This window comes from Paenibacillus mucilaginosus 3016, from assembly GCF_000250655.1.
Taxonomy (GTDB): Bacteria; Bacillota; Bacilli; order Paenibacillales; family NBRC-103111; genus Paenibacillus_G; species Paenibacillus_G mucilaginosus.
The window spans coordinates 7,363,462-7,383,175 of the sequence record NC_016935.1 but is presented as its reverse complement, the minus strand read 5'-3'; the positions used below and the strand labels follow the sequence as shown (position 1 = coordinate 7,383,175).

Sequence of the window (19,714 nt, the reverse complement as noted above, 5' to 3'; positions counted from 1 at the left end):
GATATCTGACCGATTCACCGGACAGGAATGAAAAAAAAGACCGAAAATCGTTTGCTTTTCCGGTCTGAGGGTATGTATTGTGTATAGCAGGTCCTATGGTGGCCGGCGGCCGCTCAGGATTCCTGCCCATTCGCCGGGTCCGGCTGGGCCTGCTGCTCGAGCTTCTGGTTCTCGGCTTTGAGCTTCTGGTTCAGGCTGCGCACTTCCTCGTAGAGCTCGCGCACTCCGGCTTTCATCTCAGGATGAAGCCCGTTCCAGTGGCCGGTGAGGGCCGGCATCGTTTTGTGAATATGGCTGTAGAGAGCCCACACTTTAATCTTCTCGATGTTCTCGGGCGAAGAATCGCCGATGAGCAGCTCGGTAAATTTGGCGACGAGGCCTTCGAACTCGTCCAAGGCTTGCGAATTCATTTATGAAAGTCCACCTTTCGTTCCGGTCATACTAACTCCTAGTGTACTGCCGGTGCAGGGGGATGTCAAAAGAAGGGAGGGGCTGCGGATGCACACCGAAACGCTTGAAAAAGCCGGGGCTGCCGCCGGGCTCCCAGACGGTACGCTGCTTCACCGGGAGGAGCTTCGCAGTCCGGCCAAGGGAATCGCTCTTTATGTATTGACTTATGCCAGCCAGGGACTGCAGGTGAAAGGCTATCTGGCCGTTCCGCAGCGGGCGGTGCCCGCGCCCGGACTGATCTTCTGCCGCGGGGGAATCCGCAAGGTCGGCATGGTGCGCAAGCGCCGCATTCTCTCGATGGCCCGCCGCGGCTATGTGGTGTTCGCGCCGTTCTACCGGGGCAATGAAGGCGGGGAGGGACGCGAGGACTTTGGCGGCGAGGACCGCCATGATGTCTGCGGCGCGATCTCGCTGGTGCAGTCGCTGCCCGAGGTGAAGCCGGGGCCCGTGCCGCTCATCGGCTTCTCCCGCGGAGCGCTGATGGCGCTGCTCGCGGCAAGGGAGTGCGATCAGGCCGGGCCGGTCGTCGTGTGGAGCGGGGTCAGCGACCTCTTCGATACGTACGAGGAGCGGGTCGACCTCCGGCGCATGCTGAAGCGGGTCGTCGGCCATCCGCGCAAACAGGCCGAAGCCTACGAGGACCGCTCGCCCGTGTACTGGATCGACGAGATTCGGGTGCCGGTCCTCATTGTGCACGGCACGGGGGACACGCAGGTGAGCGTCGAGCAGGCCCGCAAGCTTGGAACGGCTCTCGAAGAGGCCGGCAAGGAGTACCGGATGGAGCTGTACGACGGGCTCGATCACCGCTTTCCGAAGGATGAGGACGAGCAGGCGCTCGATGCCGTGTTCGGCTGGATCACGGACAAGCTGGCGGCCGGGCGGGGGTAATGGGGCTGTCTCGTGGCTCGTATGACAGGCAAACTCTCTTTTCCGTGAGGATAGGGGAGTTTGCTTTTTTTCGTTGGGTACTGCTTATCAATATATAAAAAAGCCTGCAGCCCGCTCCTATCGAGAAGCGGTCTGCAGGCTCTAGGAGCCTTCCTGGAGGAGGCTCCTGCCTTGCATTTTATTTCCACCCGTCATTGCGCTGCAGGTGGTCCGTGGTCCGGTCGATTTCGGCCATCAGCGTCTTGATCTTGTCAAGCCCGTCTTTGACCTGCTTCTGGTTCGTATCCAGCCGGTGAGCCAGCGAAGTTAAGGTCGTTGGCTGCGGTGGGACAGGAGCATTGGAGAGTTCCACCAATTCCTTCTCGATGCTGTCAATCGCCAGCAGGGCGGTGTTGATCATATCGATCGCGAAGCTGGCTTTGTCGGCAATGTGGTCGATCTGGTTGGCCGCGCGGTCAATCCGGTTCGGATTGCCCCAGTTATTCATGTAGTTGTTGTTTCCTCCCACAGGAGGCGTATAGTTGCTCATCGCATCTTCCCCCAGCCCGGGATCCGGCCCTTCAGGCGCCCGAATTATCCCTGGAATTTGTCCGTGATCTTGTCGATTTCGTCCGTCAGCTCGTCAATTTTATTCGTCAGCTTATCGATCTCATCGGTGTACTTGTTGATGTCGTCGATGTTCTTCTTAACTTCATTGATGTTATCCACGGCGCCGACAACCTTGCTCATCACTTCTTGGGCGATGGAAGTTACGAGAACCTGCACGTGGTCCGGTGCATTCTGTCCGACCTGAGCCACCAGCCTGTCGATCAGCGGCTTGATCTGATTGATGGTATTGGAGGCATTGCTGAGCTCTCTGCCGCAGGAGTTAAGCTCGGAGTCGATCCGGTCACAGACCCGGTCGATTTCGGCCTGGGTGATGGAGTCGATCTGAATCAGGATTTTGTCGATGTCATTGCTTGCGGTTCTGGCTTTCTTTTTACCGAAGAGTTCCATGGAATGTTTGTCTCCTTCTCTATGTAACGATATGGAATGATGGCGTGGCACTTCAGCTTCATTGTATCCGTTAACAAGCCGTGATGACAAGAAGATTCAGTAAGCTGCATCAGACAAAATGCTGGAAGCGCCTCAAGATTTTCTCTGTGGTAGGTTGTACGCAGAAAGGCTGCGGTGGATTCATGAAATATTAAAAAAATGGGTTACCGCAGTCCTTGGCTGCCGTGCAGCCGTGCGGCCGGGTCCGTGGGAATGCCTTCCAGCCTCCTCTGCAGAGTGGCCCGCCAGCTCGCCGACAAGGCCGGGACGGCGAGGAGCTCAGCGGTACCCGTCATGTCATCTGTATCGCGGTGCATGATCCGGTTGGCCTCGGACACGGTCCACCCGGGTGAGGGCCGCTCCGTCAGCTCCAGGGGGCACGGCGCGTGGACTCGGCCTTCCTCGAGCACCCGGAAGTACCAGCCTGTGAAGCCGGTCTCCTGCATGAGCAGCGGCAGATCGGGCCGACCGTAGCGCACGGACAGCTTGAAGCAGGGCTGGCGCGGCTGGCTGACCTGGACGAGGGCGGTGCCGAGCCGGAACATATCGCCGATGCACACGGACGCCTCCTGAAGGCCGTGCAGGGTCAGATTCTCCCCGAAGGCGCCGAAGCCGAGCTGCTGCTCCAGCTCCTTGGCCCAGAAGGCATAATGCTCCCAAGGGTAGACGCACACCGCCTTGTCCGGTCCCCCGTGATGCACGAGGTCCGCCTGTCCATCTCCGGCGAGCCCTTCCCGCAGCAGCGCCGCAGGCTCCCGTACAGGGTGCTTGCGGATTCCAGTCGATACCTCCCGGCCGCGGTACGGCAAAGATTCGGGCAGGCCTGTATTCAATGAGATAACCTCCGTTTTCATGAACATGTCCTCCTATGCCGACAGTATGTTTGTAAGATGGTCCCATTGTACAGGGGAACCGGTGGGCGCACCATCCCTGGATGCCAATCGTGATGATAGGCTGTGCCTATGATTCACTGGAATTATTCAGCATGGAATCCTGCCGTATTCTAAAGGTTTGTTAAGGTGCGTTACGCCCGCTTTCCGGCATGGTAATGACAGGTAAACGGACTTGGATTGACGGAGGTGGAACGCATGTGGTGGGAGAGCATCCCGGGGAGACAGTGGATGGGGTGGCTGCTCATCGGGGGAGTGGTGGCGTACAAGCTGATCTCGTGTTACCTGTGGCAAAAAAGAAAAGAAAATGGGGGCCCGGACGTCCAGCTGGGAGACCGGGTGTTCCGCGGGAGCCGGGGGGCCAACGCTCTGCTGTTAGGTTCACTCTTGCTCTCGCTTATGCTGCTTCAGGTGTCATCGGGGCTCGGGGCGATGAGGCTTGTCGTTCTGCTGCCTGCCCTTCTGGGGATCGTGCTGTTCGGGCTGCTGCGCAAGATGTCGATCGTGGTCCGGGACGGCTATGTGTATCTGATGTTCGGACGCAAGGAACAGGATGTCTTCGCACTTGATGAGATCAGGGAGTTCAAAAGGCTGCGTCAAGGCTATGCCGTCGTATTGGAGAGCGGCCGGAGCGTTACGATCTCCCCGTATTATGAGGATGGCTTCCTGCTCCGGGAGACGCTGGAGCGGTACCGCCCGGCGGAGAAACGCCTGCTTCCCGGTTCGGCGGGCGAGCCCCGGACGGAGGCGGATTACGGCCGGTTCGATGAGGAGAAGGCACAGAAGCAGCAGCGTATGGAGCTCGTCCTGATTTTGCTCGGTACTTTCATCATGGGGGCATTAAGCTGGCTGCTGTGGACGGAAAAGGAGGCCGGGGTGACGCGGTGGATGTTCTGGGCCCTCCCGGCTGCGGCGCTATTCTTCGCCGGCACCTTCACCGTGAAGCTGCACCGGTACGGTTCGCGCTATGGCGGGAAGGACCGGGCCCCGCACTGATTCAATCGGCGGGCTCCTCAGGGTTGAACGGGTTGAACGGGTTGAACGGGTTGGACGGACAAGCACAAAAAAGGCCCCGTGGGCACTTGCACAGGGCCTTCTTTCGCTGTGGGCAGCAGGGTCCATCCGTTCTCCCCGGTTTGCGGGTCATCCGTCCAGCCGGTGCTGCAACCGCTTCCCAGAGCTTACGCATCAGATGAATCGTCTCCTTGGCTTCAACCCACTTCCGCCGCCTCCAGCGGGGAGGTGAAGTGCCAGCATCCCGGACGGACCGAACCGCACTTCTTGCCGGGCCGGGAGGGAGTGACGAGCTTCTGCAGGTACAGGACCGCCGCGTCCATCTCCTGGCTCAGTTCGACGATGATGGGATCCGACAACCGAAGTCCGAAGGTGGTGAGAAGCTGTTCAATGCGGCGGTTGTTCTCGGATAGGATCTGTTCGGCTTTTTCGAGGTTCATGAAAATAACCCACCTTCATCTATATTAGTTCAGTAACGGTAATTGGTTTCTTTAGGAATTTTATCGGATGAGTGGGGTTGATTGTTTATAGCAAATGGCAAGGTCTTTCGAATCATTGCAGATTTCCCTTCTTCTGGCTATACTCATAGGAAATTCCTATGCTTTCGGGATGCAGGAAGGCGGAGGCCGCGGTGCGGGACGCGCATGCGGGGAGAGGGAGAGCGAGGATGGAGCTGAGACAGCTCGAATATTTCATGAAGGTGTGCGAGGAGCTGCACTTTACGAGAGCGGCGGAGAAGCTGAACATTACCCAGCCGTCGCTGAGCCAGCAGATCGGTCTGCTGGAGCATGAGGTGGGGACACTGCTGTTCGACCGGGTAGGGAAGAAAATCGTACTGACCGAGGCCGGCCGCATTCTGCGGGAGCACGGCTATCGGGTGTTCCATGAGCTGACTCAGGCGAGGGCCGCCATCGGCGAGCTGCAGGGGCTGGGGCGGGGACGCCTCACGATCGGCGCGCTGCTCACGTCGGTCCAGTATCTGCTTCCGCCCACGGTCATTCCATTCCACCGGGCGTTAGACTGCAGCAATTCAACAGGCTCCCGTTCCAATGGCTGATGCGCCTGCTCCTAAGGCAAAGGCCGAGTACAAACAGCGGCCGCAGGTTCTCCGCGGGTCGACCTATAAGATGAACTCTCCGTTCGGCATGGCCTATATCACGATCAATGATTTGGATGGGGTACCTGGGGAGCTGTTCTTGAATGTAGGGAAAGCGGGCTCAGATGTATTCGCCATGGCTGAGGCACTTGGCCGCGTAGCCAGCTTGTTCCTGCGGTATGGCGATCATGGCCAGAAGGCGGAGCTGCTGATCAAGCACCTGAAGGGCATTGGGGGTTCCGGGGCGGTTGGCTTTGGTCCAAACCGTGTGGACTCGATTGCTGATGCTGTGGCCAAGGCACTCGAGATGCATATCGGAACAGACGAGCCGACGCTGGCTCCGGTCTATCAAGTTAAGGAAGAAGATGCATCGGGATTTCAGAAGAGAACAGGAGCTCCGTTTTCGACTGATCTTTGCCCCGCATGCGGTTCAGCGACTCTGATTAAGCAAGTGTTGTTCAGCACAATTAGTTGGATTAGAAGCATATTAATATAAACTAGGAAATGCAAATATGTTATCGTTGCATAATCATGCATATTTATTCATGAGTACTATTGATTTAAGTTTTACTGAATTTATGTGAATAAAAAAAGAAGTTCGAATTAATTCCAACTTCTCTAATAAACTGTTTATTTAATTAGATTACAAAGTATGTAAAGTTGCACCTACTAAACTCCCAAAAATAAGGGTAAGCGGCTTGTTAGGAAACAAGAAAACCTTCCTCTGGATCGCGGTCGCGCATCCTTGAAAGGCCTTGATAGAGGTTTTCTCACTTTTCAAGAAGTCTTCCTAGCGGGCGGTACACCGTATCGATGAGCTGTACAGGTCCCGGCAATTCTGGAATATACAGAAGAAGAACAGATAGCTGCAAGCCAATCAGCATCAGAACGGCATACGTTATCCTCTCTTTTCTCCCGTGAATACGGGGCCATTCATAGAGCGTCATGAGCGTCACTGTCACTAGGATGCCTAGTACATGCAGCCACTTCACTATTTCATCACCTCTTCCTCCGGGAGGGTACCGCCGGATGTAATGGAGCCGGGTCTGCGTATTTTCGCATCTGCTAACACACGTACTTCGATCTCAGGGAATTTCTCCTCCCAATTTTCCTTGATTTGTTCCCACTGCTTTGGATAATGTCGATGAAACACCTCGTTGAATCCGAAAATATCCACTTTTCGCTCCTTCTGCGCCTTGGTCAGCGCCAAATTCACGCGGCTAATGATATCTTTCTCCAGCTCCTTCTCCAATGAGTTCGTAATTTCCGGCTTCATAATATCCAGCTTTGTCGTGTTTTGAATGACGTCGTCTTCTGTTTCAATCTTTACGGTCATGCTCCATTGATCCCCCTTCACAGAAGGGATCAGCTCCGTGCTGCTTCGAAGCAGCACAAAGGATACATACCCCTTGTCTGCGATCTCGGGAGCAACCGTAACAATGGCTCGCTCCACTTCATCGCGAAGCCAAAGAACTCCTCTAGTTGTCTTATCATCGATCCGGCCTATCATTTGATCCTTCTTGAACACAGCAGTGCCCATAATGTAAGGAATCGGCTGTTGGTCTCTATTCCCTCTATCAGCGGGGAGTGGCTCAACCCAAGGAATAATGGCGGCCTTCGAGTCACCCGACAGCATTTGAGCGAGTTCGTTCACCGTAAGACTCAGTCCCTGCTTGCTCTTCGTCATCTCCCTAAGCACCTCCGAAGTCGAGCGTTCTAACGGAGGCGAAGCCTCCATGACCTGCTTCGCCGTTCCCTTACAGATGAAGATACTCGAACGCTCCCGCATCTGCGGGAAACGCAAAATGAAATCGAGCTGCTCCCGTATCCCTGACCGAGCGAGCTGTTCCCCGATAATAAATACTTCGGTGTGCCCCCAGAATATTTTCCGAGGGAGTGCTTCCTGAAGCTTGGACATGGCGTCGGCAATGGTTACGCCTCTCCCTGTTCTTACCAGTGTTTGCCCTTGAGCACCTCCCGAGCCAGACGTTGAACCGCCCCCCTGCTGTGCTCCCCCGGACTTAGGAATGAATATCTGCGCAGTGAGTTCAATCCCGTCTTCATCCTTCTTGTCGATGCCAGCTGCCATAATCAAGGCCAGATCATTCACTTCCACCCGATTCCAGCAACCTGTAAGTGTTAGGATAAGGAAGCCGCATAGCAGGCAAAAGACCGACTGTGCCGTTCTATTCCTTTGTCTATCGTTCATTTCTGCACCCTCCTCAACTTACAAGCTATTGGCATCGCAGCCTGCCCTTAACACACGCTGGCTCCCTTACTCGCCGACTTTCCCAGGTCCAGGCTTATTGCCATAAGACTGGCGAAGCGAGTCATACTCCCCGGATAGATGCGGCCGTGAGTTCTGAGCCCAAAAGGGTGCGCGAAGCATAACGTCCTTCATGTCGCTGAACTTCATAGGAGCCATTGGCGTCAAATAAGGCACGCCGAAGGAACGCAATGAGCACAAATGAATGATAATTGTGATCAAGCCGAGCATAATTCCCAATAATCCCAGAGTCCCGGCGAGGAACATGATCGGAAACCTCAATATTCTCAGCGCAATGCCGGCGGAATATCGCGGAATGGTGATAGAGGCGATCCCGGTAATAGCGACCACCATGACCATAGGAGCTGACACGAGCCCTGCGGACGTTGCGGCTTGTCCGACAACAAGCGCCCCGACGATACTTACGGCCGCACCCACCTGCTTTGGAAGTCTGACCCCTGCTTCCCTTAAGGCCTCAAAGGAAATCTCCATTAATAAGGCCTCCACCAACGCCGGAAACGGTATCTCTTCTCTGGACTTTGCGACGCTTAGTAACAGCGTGGTCGGAATCATCTCCTGGTGGTAGGTCAATATGGCAATATAGGCTGAGGGCATCAGTAGCGAAACCAGCAAAAACGCATACCTCATCCACCGGATCGCCGTTCCGACAATATACCTTTCGTAATAATCCTCTGCGGATTGAAGCAGGGAGTAGAACGAAACAGGGGCAACCAGGACAAACGGTGTACCATCCACCAATATCGCCACCCGGCCCTCTAGCAGACTCGCGGACACTGTGTCCGGACGCTCCGTCGCAAGAACCTGCGGGAAGGGGGAGAACGGGTTATCCTCGATCATTTCCTCGATATATCCGCTTTCCAGTACGCCGTCAATATCAATCCGCCGAATGCGCGCCTGCACTTCCTCGATGAGCGTTGTATCCGCAAGCCCTTCAATATATGCGATCATCACTTGCGTTTGAGAGTACCGGCCGACTTTCATTGCTTGCATTTTGAGGTGCGGAGTTTTTAGCTTGCGTCGAATTAATGAGGCATTGACCCCAATAGACTCATTGAAGCCCTCGCGCGGGCCTCGAATCACCGATTCGGCCGTTGGCTCCTCAATGCTCCGCATTTCCCATCTAGCCATTCCTAATGCAAACGCATGCGGACTTCCGTCAAAGAAAATAAGAGGGTTTCCGTTAGATATCTCTTCGATTACAGCCGGAAAGCTGCTAATTTCTTTGGCCTTCGAAACAGGCACCTTCTCCTTGAGCAGCGCCTGAGGCTCCAAAGAATCTATGCCTGCTGCCTGCATCAGCGGCTCGAGGACAAGCTTGTCCAGATGAATCGTGTCGGTTAACCCCTCGATATATATTAACTCCGCCCTTGTAATGCCTCCTCCGATCGAGAAGCTTCTGAAAATGACATCGTCACACTTTTGGTAAAGCGCACGAAGAACCTGTATGTTGTCGTCTAAGGTAGCGAAGAGCATTTCCTCCGATGACGGAGCGGTGTTTGAGGTCGAAGATATTGGTGTTCCGGGCTTCACTAAGTGTTGGAGCAAATTTCCGAGCTTTTTCAAAGGCGCCCCCCTTAATGGATTTATTTGAAAATATTATTTACCAATAAGGAAAAATATATCTATGTTGAGAATCGCTGTATAGTTACGCGGAATGCTGCAAACCATAGAGCATATCCATTACAGGAATAACGGGGCGGTATCGATGCTGGAAAAAGGACGAATCTCTTCTATTCAATTGGCTTTTCTTATCTATCCTGTGATTATCGCAACCGGCGACCTGACAGCACCGGCCTTAACCGCCAAGCATGCAGGGCGCGACTTGTGGATTTCTCCGTTTATCGCTTCCTTGGTCGGGGTTGTGATGGTTCTGATCGTGAATCGACTAAGCCAGTGGTATCCTGGAAAAACCATTGTGGAGTACAGCGAAGACATATTGGGGAAAGCGGCGGGGAAGCTGCTCAGCGCGCTGCTGCTATTGTTTTATTTATACATCTGCGCGAACATTTTAAGGCAATATTCGGAGCTGATTGTGGGCAACTACTTCTCGCTTACACCCGTTGTTGTCATATCAACTAGCATGCTGCTCGTTTGTTCCTTTGCCGTTCGGGGGGGCGGCGAAGTGCTGGCCAGAGCTTCACAAATCATGGTTCCCGTCATTTTCTTATCATGGGTGATCATCATCGCACTGCTGCTGCCCGACATGAAGCCTGAACGAATGCTGCCAATAATGGAAAAAGGAATTCAGCCGGCCTTTATGGGCGCCGTACCTCTGTTCACCTGGTTTCATCATTTTGGAATTTTGGCTTTCTTCTTTCCGATCCTATCCGACAGGCATAAGGGCCTAAAGTGGAGTCTGATTGCCATTCTCGTCGTAACGCTTGTTTTGACTGCAATTAATACAACCGTCCTGATGATCTTCGGAAACATCACCACTTCGCTAACCTATCCGACGATATCCGCCGCAAGGTACATTAGTATCGCTGAATTTTTGACACGTCTGGAGTCGATTGTAATGGCTTTATGGGTTGCCGGGGCCTTCTTAAAGCTATCGGTTTTTTACTATGCTCTTGCGCTTGGCTCGGCACAGTGTCTGGGCTTGAACGATTATCGGTTTTTGCTCTTCCCTTTCGGAATTCTGATTACAGTGTACAGCTTCTGGCTATCCCCAAGCCTTCAGGAGTTTTCGGATTATATGGGGACCTCCAATGTATTCTTTAATTACTCTATGGAGCTTGGGATCCCCTTGCTGCTGTTTTTGGTTGCCTTGCTTCGCAGAAGAAAATCAGCATAATGGAGATAGCTCGTACCTTCCCCGCAGCTGTCGATACTGCCCGGGGTCACTCCCTCAAGCTTCCGGAAGGCGCGGATAAATGCGCTGGTATGCGCATACTGGAGCTTGGCCGCGATGTCATTCAAAGGAAGAGCGGTTTCCTCCAGCAGCTGCTTGGCGATGTCCATGCGGTACTTCACTACATAATCGCCGAAGAGAAAACATGTTGATGGTAGATACTTCTACGACTCCTTTGATCTTCCAATTGTTGCTTTTTGTATAAAATGTACCCCCCTGAAATAGTAAACCATCTGAATGAGAATTATGTCCAATAAGTAAAGAATTGAGTACGGTAATCCTCTGAGGTACAAATTTAACAGTCCCAACATTTGCAATGATCCTGAGAATGCTCAAATTTGATAACGAACCGATAGCGCACATCGCTCCGCAGGACACGCTGATATGCTTCATCAACCTGGTCAGCTGGAATCACTTCAATTGTAGGGGCAATGCCATGCTCGGCAGCAAAATCAAGCATCTCTTGTGTTTCCCGAATTCCTACAACAAGGGAACCGGAAATACTGCGACGTCCCATGATTAAGGAAAATGCAAGGTACTGATCTGGCTCGGGTGGTGCACCAACATTGACAAGCGTTCCATCTACGCGAAGCGTGGATTAATATGCATCAACGTTAAGATTCGCAGACACCGTATTTAAGATGAGGTCAAACCGACCAGCCAGCTCTTTAAATGTTGCGGGATCACTGGTTGCCAAGTAATGATCAGCGCCAAACGAAGAGCTTCTTCTTTCTTGTTCATCGTGTGACTTAAGACCGTTACTTCTGCACCCATAGCGTGGGCAAATTGAACTGCAAGTGCTCAAGCCCTCCATGGCAACCTTCTGGACCAGCTTTCCAATGTTTCAAGGGAGAGTATGTCGTGATACCTGCACACAAAAGCGGGCTAGCCACATCCAATTCAAGCTTATCCGGAATCCGGACACAAATTCTTATTCAGTTTCCTATACCCTCCCCCCAACAAACACATATTGGAGTTGTTGTTCTCAAATCACACTTAGCATTTCACACAAATTTCCATTTTCCGTTTTCATATCCCGATATCTAGACCTTTGGCACCCTCTTCTCTAGCCTGATCAACATCATTCTCTGATAGAAAAGAATTATTGCTCATGATTTACAATTTATTCATCGCGATCTTACAATCGCTTTACAATCTTCGTTTAAGCTGTAGTAGCACTATACGACGCAGCTATCAGGAGGATGAATAAGTAAAATGAGATCCAATAAAAAATGGTGGAGGACGGTTTCTGCCTCAATTGCACTATCGGTGGGCTTGTCCGGTCCGGTTTCGTACAGTTCGGTGCCTTCCTCCGGTATGGATTTAAACCAGGAGACCAATGTTCAGGCTTCGAGCGTATTGACTTCCGTATACGGTACCCAATCACCCGCTGCAGCTCAAGTAACTCAGTCGGTTTATGGAACAGTCAGCCCTATAGAATTGATGGTTACCGAGCTGGTGCCGGATAATTCATCAACGGATGCTTATGAATACATCGAGCTGTACAACCCAACGGACAGAGCGCTGCCGGCAAGGGACTTACAAATCCGTTATACCTACGCCAATGGTACTTATCAAGTATGGAATCTAGACGGCGACCAGGTCATTCCTCCAGGCGGCACAGCGGTGGTCTGGGTACGAACCGGCGCCAGCGAGGGAAAAACCTTAACCGACTTCAACCGGCATTTCGGGAGTAACGTCACTTCCCAGCAGCTGCTGGAGGTACACTCGGGCGGGATGGCCAACACAGGCATGCGCGCCGTTGTCATCTCTACTGATACGGGAACGCAGATTAGCCGAGCGAACTATAACCATCCGAACCAAGACATTTCTGCCGGCAAAAGCAATATTTATACATTGCCTGCAGATGGAAGCACCGTACTCATCAAGCTCGCTTCCGGGCAGAAGCCGACACCGGGGACTATTCGCACTGACCAAGCTCCTACAGGCACCGTGGTATTACCGAAGGACTCAGCTCAGCCGGCTGTTGTGCACACGCCACCCTATACAAGCACGCCCCCCGTTGATTTGACGCTAACTGCACAGGTTACAGATGATCAGTCTGTGAAACGTGTCACGTTATATTACAAGACGGATGCTCAAGAAGTGTATCAACAGGAGGACCTGACATTAAACGAAGCGGGGATGTTCAGCAAGACCATTTCGAAATATGACATCATGTCCGGTTCTAAGCTGCAGTATTATTATGAAGTGTCGGATGGGATTCATAAGGTAAAAGCCCCTTCTGAACCGGCCGCTTCGTATCAGATTCACTTGCAGCACCAGCCGATTCCCCTGTTGAATGTTGCAGACGGTCAATATTTGCGTGAAACCGTAGCCCTTCAAGGCTATCAGCCTATGGCGGACGGCAGTGTCCTGCGGGTGTCGATCGACGGCCAGCCTATCGAAAGCAAGCGTGTGATGCCGGGCGAGGCATACCTCGTACTTGAAGCGGACGGGCTGCAGCCGGCGCTCGGGTTTAAGAACGGTATCCTGATAGGTGATACCATCATTCATTTATTTGAAGGGATACATGATTATTCCCAATTCGAGACGGTTGCCGTACCGGTTTCTCCCGAGCTGCTGAGTTCCGGAGCGAACACCTTGTCCGTGTGGGCGGGGGACCGGATCTCCCCGACCAGCAATGAGGGGAACAATGATAATTTCAGTATTCGAAACGTGCGCCTCATTCTTTGGGACGGAACGATTCTTAGGGATCCTGCCTACGACAGCAAAACAAGCTATGGCGTCAATGATGACATCCAGCACCGAGATTTTCACTTCATGATCCCGGAGCAGAAGCTGTCGGCAATTACCTATGCTTGGGATACGAAAAAAGCTGTGGACGGTAAGCACCGGGTCTCTCTTGAGCGTGAAGGCACAACGATAGCCGCCGCAGACGTGATCGTAGATAACACGAAGCCTGTCATCGCAGCAATCACACCGGATGCCGGCTCGCAGGTCAAGGGTTTTATCCCGCTTACCGCTCAAGTGAGTGATACAATCTCTGGGGTGAGCAAGGTAGAAGCGAAGCTGGATGGAAATCCGGTGGACTTTCCCGGCACCGTTGCTGCGGCCAGCTTAACGCCAGGTTCTCACCGCTTGGAGGTCACGGCAACCGACCGCGCAGGCAATGAGACTTCCGCCGCAAGCGTCTTTGAGTCGCTGCAGGAGCATCCGAATGCGCCGATGAATCCGAAGCCGAATGACGGAGACGAGAAGGTGGGTCCGAATCCGATGCTGATGGCGAACGTTCAGGATCCTTATGGGGATGCGTTGAAGGTGTCCTTTTATGAGGGGTACAAGTACGACTACGCCAACAGGGGACAAGCGAAAGCGTACAGCCATGCAGTAGACCGGGAACCGCCGTTATTGCAGGTGCCCCAAGGCGAGAAGGCCTTCGATGAGGGTGAATATAGTAAAATCTCGATCTCCGATGATCAATATGTAACGACTGATGTGAACGGGGACTTCCCTTATCACCGGTTCGAGCTGAAAGTAGATCAGGATTTGACCGGGGTATCGGAGCTGGAAGTCCGTTGGGAGGGGCACTCGCTTGAAGGCCGCCGGGTGACGATGTATGCTTGGAACCATAAGCTCGGCAAATGGACCGAGGTCGACTCGGGCATAGGCACACAGGATTTTGTTCTGAAGGGAAAAGTGAGTGTTGCAGACACGGTGCGTGAGGGTACCGTACAGGTACTGGTGCAGGATCAAATCCCCTCACCGGACGAGTATGATTTTTCCTTCGCCTGGATCAGTGATACTCAGTATTACTCCAAATCGTACCCTCATATTTACACGAATATGACGCAGTGGCTTGTCGACCAGCAGGCAAAGCAGAAAATACAATATACCATTCACACAGGCGATATCGTGGACGGAATGGATGAGTATCAATACATAAACGCGGACAGGAGTATGAAAATTCTTGACGATGCGGGGATGCCATATGGCGTGTTGGCAGGCAATCATGATGTTCACTATGCAGCGGCGGATTACTCCATGTACGGCAAATATTTCGGCCGTCACCGCTTCGAGAATCGCTCTTATTACGGTGGCGAGCTCGACAACAATCGTGACCACTACGATTTGATCTCCTCTGGGGGCAACGATTTCGTCATCCTTTATTTCGGCTGGGTGATCGATCAGCAGTCCATTGATTGGGCTAATCAGGTATTGAAAAAATATAGCGACCGCAATGCTATTGTCGCTCTGCATGAATACATCAACCCAGAAGGGAATTACTCGGGTCAAGGGAAAGAAATATATGAGAAGGTCGTCGTTCCGAACGACAATGTGTTTATGGTGCTAAGTGGACATATCATCGGGGTGAGCCATAATGTGAAAACGATCGGTGACCGCCAAGTATTGGAGATGCTGGCCGACTATCAGGGTTTGGAGCAGGGCGGACTCGGTTATCTACGTTTGCTGAAGTTTGACACGGAGCATGGACTGCTGCATGTAAATACGTTCTCTTCGTACTTAAATGACTATAATTACTATGAAGATTCGAAAGAGGAGTTTACAATTCCAATAAAGCTTAAACCGGTAGCAAAGCAAGTAGCTACTGATTACATTCAGCTGAACGTACTCACCACGAAGCTGATCGGTCAAGAATCGAACGTCGTCAGCGGAACTACGGCGAAGGCGAAGTGGACGGGGCTTACCCCAGGCCGCACCTATGGCTGGTATGTTAGTGTAGAAGATGCTTACCTAGGCAAGACCCTATCGGATGTATGGACGTTTCAAGTGAATGACGGAAAAAACGGAAACAGCGGCAAATAGAATAAAGACCGGCGGCCATCCGGGGCATGCATCCCGGCTGGCCGCTAACTGTATTCATGCTGTCTTACGGCAGTATCCATATGTCCCCAAAAGCCCTAACCGCTCCATATTGGATCAGTTAGGGCTTTAGCCTTATTACAGGCATGGGGAATGAACATCAGAGAGCTGTATGCTTACTTAGGAACGCTTCGAGTTCCCATGGAGGAAGTTGCCGCTACTAGACGTGAACTGCATTTTAGGCAGGACATTTCTCCTAAAAACAAGGAGCTTGAAGTAGACAGCAGCCTTCTGGAGAAGGGGGATATGGTGATTCAATTTGCCGGCCGCTGCACCGGCTCCTACCTTTCACGTGAAATGACCGTTATGGGCCACCTCCTCAAGCAAGTGAATGGACCTTTCCGGGTGAAGATACGAATCGAACAAATCTAATAACATCAGAGTTAAATAAAACATGGGGGTCCTATCTTGAAAGTTCCTACAAGCATTCTTACCTCATTCTTAGTATTATGTACGATATTCACCCCCGCGGCGCACGCGGAAGAGCCAGTCCGGGTTTTTGTGAATGATTTTCAGGTGATCTACAACCAGCTTCCCATCGTTGATGAGGGTACAACGCTAGTTCAATTCCGCCCCTCCTTTGAGGAGCTTGGCTTCCAGGTCCAATGGGATGAGGCAAGCAGATCGGTCATCGGAACGAAGCCAAATACCAAGATTGTATTGCAGATGGATAACAAAACGGCAAACGTGAACGGGGAACCCAAAGAGCTGCCGGTTGCACCGCGAATCAGCAATGGATCTGCCTTTGTGCCAATTCGCTTCCTTGGAGAGAGTACCGAGGCAGAAGTAACCTGGGATCCCAAGACCAATCATGTGGTCATCATCCCATCGGATCGGAGTTATTTAGTACTTAAAGAAGTGATGGATCAGAACTATGAGGGCGCTAAACGACTGCTCGATAGTGGGGCCAGCCCCAATTTCGTATCAAAGAATGATGGCCACTCGAGCTTAGGGATGGCTGTATATCTTCAGGATATTCCAATGATCACCCTGTTATTAGAGCATGGGGCAATACCGGATATGTTATATCCTCTGGCTGTCACGGATATTCAGATGGCGGTTTATTACAAAAATCCAGAAACAGTTAAGCTGTTAATACAGTACGGAGCTGATCCTCTAAGTCCAAATAACCGTGGAAAAACGCTTATGGACTCTATTAATGACAAGCTCAAAACAGCGGAAACCCCCGAAGATCGAGAGGCTTTGGAAGAAATGCGAACAATCATTGAATCCGAATCGACCATAACCAGACATGATCAATATGAAAGAGTTTACGGCAATGGCTCGTCCATGGAACCATCCATACATGTTGATGACCGGCTTTGGATTGATACGAAATACTACGACACCAAGGCGGTAGCGCGGGGGGATCTTGTGCTCTTTGAGCCATTAAAGGATAGGCTCTACGCCAAACGAATTATCGGACTTCCAGGGGAAACGATCCGCATAGAGGGCGAGTATTTGTTTGTAAATGGGGTCCGCTCAAAGGATTTTACGTTCCCTGAGAACACTTTGAGCCAGGAGGATATCACACTGGGAGCGGGTCAGTATTTTGTTATCGGGGACAATTACAACAACAGTTTCGACAGCCGTTCAGGTCTTGGTCTTGTTCAAGTGGAAATGATTCTCGGAAAAATCATTCATGTGGAGCATGTGGATCAATAGGAGACCACGAAAGGCGGTCGTGTTCTGTGTGGCACGCTAGTGGGAAATGATGGGTAATAGAAGAAAAAAGGAGGGTCCGATAATGTGTGGACGGTTTACTTTAACAGCTCCGGAATCCGCAATTATTGAACACTTCGATTTATCCGAACCGCTGGAAGATTATAAACCTCGATATAATGTAGCGCCAGGGCAGCAGCTATTGGCTGTAGTTAATGACGGTCAACAATACAAGATCAAGCGATTCAAATGGGGGCTTGTGCCTTTCTGGGCGAAGGATCCTAAAATGGGGTACAGCACCTTTAATGCTCGGGCTGAAACGGTGGCCACGAAAGCGGCATTCCGCGAACCGCTGAAGCGGTCGCGCACCCTAATCGTTGCCGATGGCTTCTTCGAATGGCTTTCGTTAAGTAAGAAAGAGAAGCAGCCGATGCGCTTTCTGTTAAAGAGCAAGGAGGTTTACGGCTTCGCCGGTCTCTGGGATACCTGGAGGGGGCCCGATGGAACGGTGCTTGAGACTTGTACCATTATTACGACGACACCCAATGATGTCGTGAAAGATGTCCATGACCGCATGCCTGTGATTCTGCCGCGGGAGAATGAGCAGGCTTGGCTTGACCCAGGCACTCAGGATACCGAGTTCCTTCACAGCCTGCTGCAGCCGTATCCGGCAGAAGAAATGTTCTCCTACCCGGTATCTAGTCTAGTGGGAAACGTTCGAAATGATAGTGCGGACCTGATTGAAGAGCTAAATTCCAAGTAAGGGGCGGACAAATTTGTCCGCTTCTATTCATATGTAATCTGTTCACATCGCGGGCGAGCGGAGGAAATCATCCGTTCCCTCCAGAATCCGCGGGTCAAGCAGTGGACAGAACTGCAGAGCCGCAAGGGACACGAGAAGACAGGGCGCTTCCTGATTGAGGGGCATCATCTGGTCCACCAAGCGCTGCAAATTCGACGCGATGCCGGATACCGTGTTCTTCTCAGACGAGCGGCGTGACAGCTGCCGGAACTGCTCGAAGAAGCCGCAAGGCAGGGGATCGAATGAGTGCCTGTAGGCGAAGAGGTGCTTGCCAAGTGCACCGATACGGGAATGCTGCAGTCTGTTTTCGCTGTGTGCCGAAGCTGTCATGGCGGCCGCAGGATCTGCTGAAGGCCAGCGAGCAGGGCGGCCTCGTCGTGGTCGTCGATGGGATGCAGGACCCAAGCAATCTCGGTACGATTATCCGCAGCGCCGATGCGGTGGGCGCTTCGGGTGTGCTGCTGGGCAAGGGCACGGTAGATCTGTATAAAACCCCAAGACCGTTCGCTCGGCGATGGGATCCCTGTTCCACCTGCAGGTGGTGCAGGGGGACCTCACGGAGTGGCTGCCGGCCGTGGCAGAGCGGGGAGTACAGGTCGTCAGCACCTCGCTGCAGGGAGCGGTCCCATGCTAAGAGCATGACTTCCGCGCACCGACGTGGTTCGTATCGGCAGCGAAGGGCAGGGGGGCTCGCTGGAGGTGCAGGCCCTGGCCAAGCATAACGTGCTGATATCCCGATGAACGGGCGTGCCGAATCGATCAATGCGGCCATGGCTGCTACAGTCGTACTGTTTGAGGTGATACCGTAAAGAGGCTTTCAAACAACAATAATTCCTGTCCAGGACCCTAATAAGTGTCCAAGGATAAAAATTAGTGTCCTCGTGACGACTCCCCATGCCTAAAGGCAGGGGCTTCTCAGATCATCGAGATTCGTAACCTCATCTCTCCCTGATGGCTCCGTCCGAGCCAGCTGCAATGTAGGTTACGTGCGCAGCTATTGGTTTGGCGGCAGTTTGTCTGCCCTATACAGGAATCATTTTAGGTGGCGACTGATTTCTTCGCCACAACCCCATATGATTCAGTTATCAAGGAACATATGTTCCGGTAAACAGTATAGCGCAAAAATGTGGGATGTTCAAGATAGCTAAAGCTATCCCACATCCTAAGTGCCTTACATCCCCATCGCTAAAGCAAGGGGTATTACGTCACTAAATTATAAAGACTAAATTAAGGTTGTTTTGAAAGACGAGAAGAGCATTTATCGTTCAAACGTAAGTAAAATCAAAGGTCTGAGAGCTACGTGTTCTCAGGCTTTTTTTGTCTATTACACCAAATGAGACTTATAACGCATGATAACACATAAACTACCAAGGAATGGATAATCGTGATATACTTCGCTTGGGGTGATGATGATGGATTATGTAAAACTGGGTAACAATCTTTTACATCTACATGCTATTTATAGTGATGAAGAAACGGGCATCCGTGACGAAAACAGAGAGGAAACTGAAAGTCTTGAGTTTGAAACCAAAGAGAAACTGCATTCTCTGAGCGTTGAGGAGCAACGGTTCTTTTTATCACGTCTTTGCAGAGATGAGTTCCTATCCGAGACTGCTCTAGAGAAAGGGTACGGCATCGAGGATGTTGTGGTATTCCTCCGCTGGCTCGACGATAACATGGGTATTTACTATTAATACGACTCAAGAAGTTGGAATAAAGTTTGAAATCCTTGGACAGATACATAGGTTTATGCATTACGAATGCCACCTGTTTTCATGTCAGGTGGTGTTTTTGTTGTTTAGGTCAGATGAAGATCTTTGATGGGGTTGTGAGGCAAACGGCCTTAACTTTTAATCATGATGACAATCGCTCTGATACCTAAAGAATGTTATGG

The 19,714-nt window shown here is 51.9% G+C and carries 16 protein-coding genes and 5 pseudogenes; 12 read left to right on the top strand and 9 right to left on the bottom strand.

Features of this window, described 5'->3' with window-relative positions; translation table 11 throughout:
* Positions 1-113: 113 nt before the first annotated feature.
* Complete coding sequence (locus PM3016_RS30565; RefSeq protein WP_013920286.1) at positions 114-410, bottom strand: YusU family protein; 297 nt, start codon at positions 408-410, stop codon at positions 114-116.
* Here PM3016_RS30565 and PM3016_RS30560 point away from each other — a divergent pair.
* On the top strand, positions 325-1,338 hold the full coding sequence (locus PM3016_RS30560; RefSeq protein WP_337999613.1) for an alpha/beta hydrolase family protein: 1,014 nt from the start codon (positions 325-327) through the stop codon (positions 1,336-1,338). The two genes, PM3016_RS30565 and PM3016_RS30560, sit on opposite strands and share 86 nt — an antisense overlap.
* A gap of 178 nt (positions 1,339-1,516) precedes the next feature.
* On the opposite strand, the gene PM3016_RS30555 is transcribed toward PM3016_RS30560, so the two are convergent.
* The 3 genes from PM3016_RS30555 to PM3016_RS30545 all read right to left on the bottom strand — a co-directional run bounded on the left by PM3016_RS30555 (position 1,517) and on the right by PM3016_RS30545 (position 3,227).
* Positions 1,517-1,867, bottom strand: a complete 351-nt coding sequence (locus PM3016_RS30555; RefSeq protein WP_013920284.1) for a hypothetical protein — start codon at positions 1,865-1,867, stop codon at positions 1,517-1,519.
* Positions 1,868-1,911: 44 nt separating this feature from the next.
* Complete coding sequence (locus PM3016_RS30550) at positions 1,912-2,334, bottom strand: methyl-accepting chemotaxis domain-containing protein (RefSeq protein WP_013920283.1); 423 nt, start codon at positions 2,332-2,334, stop codon at positions 1,912-1,914.
* Positions 2,335-2,537: 203 nt separating this feature from the next.
* Positions 2,538-3,227 carry an MOSC domain-containing protein gene (locus tag PM3016_RS30545; RefSeq protein WP_013920282.1) on the bottom strand — a complete coding sequence of 230 codons (690 nt, stop codon included), beginning with the start codon at positions 3,225-3,227 and terminating at the stop codon, positions 2,538-2,540.
* Between the two features lie 234 nt (positions 3,228-3,461).
* Here PM3016_RS30545 and PM3016_RS30540 point away from each other — a divergent pair, with 234 nt between their 5' ends.
* On the top strand, positions 3,462-4,259 hold the full coding sequence (locus PM3016_RS30540) for a hypothetical protein (protein ID WP_014372067.1): 798 nt from the start codon (positions 3,462-3,464) through the stop codon (positions 4,257-4,259).
* Positions 4,260-4,474: 215 nt separating this feature from the next.
* On the opposite strand, the gene PM3016_RS30535 is transcribed toward PM3016_RS30540, so the two are convergent.
* Positions 4,475-4,717: a hypothetical protein gene (locus PM3016_RS30535; RefSeq protein ID WP_013920280.1), complete on the bottom strand. Its 243-nt coding sequence runs from the start codon at positions 4,715-4,717 to the stop codon at positions 4,475-4,477.
* 227 nt (positions 4,718-4,944) lie between these two features.
* Between PM3016_RS30535 and PM3016_RS40965 the strand changes: the two are divergent.
* Positions 4,945-5,292 (top strand): annotated as a pseudogene (locus tag PM3016_RS40965) (LysR family transcriptional regulator); the annotation flags it as partial.
* Between the two features lie 67 nt (positions 5,293-5,359).
* Positions 5,360-5,869 (top strand): annotated as a pseudogene (locus tag PM3016_RS30525) (TSCPD domain-containing protein); the annotation flags it as partial.
* A 495-nt stretch (positions 5,870-6,364) separates the two neighbouring features.
* Here the strand turns inward: PM3016_RS30525 and PM3016_RS30515 are convergent.
* Positions 6,365-7,582: a Ger(x)C family spore germination protein gene (locus tag PM3016_RS30515; RefSeq protein WP_014372063.1), complete on the bottom strand. Its 1,218-nt coding sequence runs from the start codon at positions 7,580-7,582 to the stop codon at positions 6,365-6,367.
* Positions 7,583-7,648: 66 nt separating this feature from the next.
* The gene (locus PM3016_RS30510) at positions 7,649-9,223 is read right to left on the bottom strand and encodes a spore germination protein (RefSeq protein ID WP_014372062.1); all 1,575 of its coding nucleotides are present in this window, start codon (positions 9,221-9,223) and stop codon (positions 7,649-7,651) included.
* A 142-nt stretch (positions 9,224-9,365) separates the two neighbouring features.
* Here PM3016_RS30510 and PM3016_RS30505 point away from each other — a divergent pair, with 142 nt between their 5' ends.
* A complete protein-coding gene (locus tag PM3016_RS30505) occupies positions 9,366-10,454 on the top strand; it encodes a GerAB/ArcD/ProY family transporter (RefSeq protein ID WP_014372061.1) in 1,089 nt (362 codons plus the stop codon).
* Here the strand turns inward: PM3016_RS30505 and PM3016_RS41515 are convergent.
* Positions 10,382-10,636, bottom strand: a pseudogene (locus tag PM3016_RS41515) (helix-turn-helix domain-containing protein); the annotation flags it as partial. The gene PM3016_RS30505 and the pseudogene PM3016_RS41515 sit on opposite strands and share 73 nt — an antisense overlap.
* 170 nt (positions 10,637-10,806) lie before the next feature.
* A pseudogene (locus PM3016_RS37680) lies at positions 10,807-11,443 on the bottom strand (NAD(P)-dependent alcohol dehydrogenase); the annotation flags it as partial.
* 283 nt (positions 11,444-11,726) lie between these two features.
* Here PM3016_RS37680 and PM3016_RS30490 point away from each other — a divergent pair.
* From PM3016_RS30490 to PM3016_RS30460, 7 genes and pseudogenes are all read left to right on the top strand, one after another.
* Positions 11,727-15,299: an Ig-like domain-containing protein gene (locus PM3016_RS30490; RefSeq protein WP_014372058.1), complete on the top strand. Its 3,573-nt coding sequence runs from the start codon at positions 11,727-11,729 to the stop codon at positions 15,297-15,299.
* Between the two features lie 150 nt (positions 15,300-15,449).
* On the top strand, positions 15,450-15,728 hold the full coding sequence (locus PM3016_RS30485; RefSeq protein ID WP_041619310.1) for a hypothetical protein: 279 nt from the start codon (positions 15,450-15,452) through the stop codon (positions 15,726-15,728).
* A 36-nt stretch (positions 15,729-15,764) separates the two neighbouring features.
* A complete protein-coding gene (gene lepB / locus PM3016_RS36885) occupies positions 15,765-17,021 on the top strand; it encodes a signal peptidase I (RefSeq protein ID WP_014372056.1) in 1,257 nt (418 codons plus the stop codon).
* An 82-nt stretch (positions 17,022-17,103) separates the two neighbouring features.
* The gene (locus PM3016_RS30470) at positions 17,104-17,781 is read left to right on the top strand and encodes an SOS response-associated peptidase (protein ID WP_014372055.1); all 678 of its coding nucleotides are present in this window, start codon (positions 17,104-17,106) and stop codon (positions 17,779-17,781) included.
* A 36-nt stretch (positions 17,782-17,817) separates the two neighbouring features.
* Positions 17,818-18,018, top strand: a complete 201-nt coding sequence (locus PM3016_RS41510; RefSeq protein WP_420798979.1) for a hypothetical protein — start codon at positions 17,818-17,820, stop codon at positions 18,016-18,018.
* A gap of 44 nt (positions 18,019-18,062) precedes the next feature.
* Positions 18,063-18,254: pseudogene (locus PM3016_RS41210) on the top strand (hypothetical protein); the annotation flags it as partial.
* Positions 18,255-19,226: 972 nt separating this feature from the next.
* Complete coding sequence (locus tag PM3016_RS30460; RefSeq protein ID WP_014372054.1) at positions 19,227-19,514, top strand: hypothetical protein; 288 nt, start codon at positions 19,227-19,229, stop codon at positions 19,512-19,514.
* The last annotated feature ends 200 nt before the right edge of the window (positions 19,515-19,714 follow it).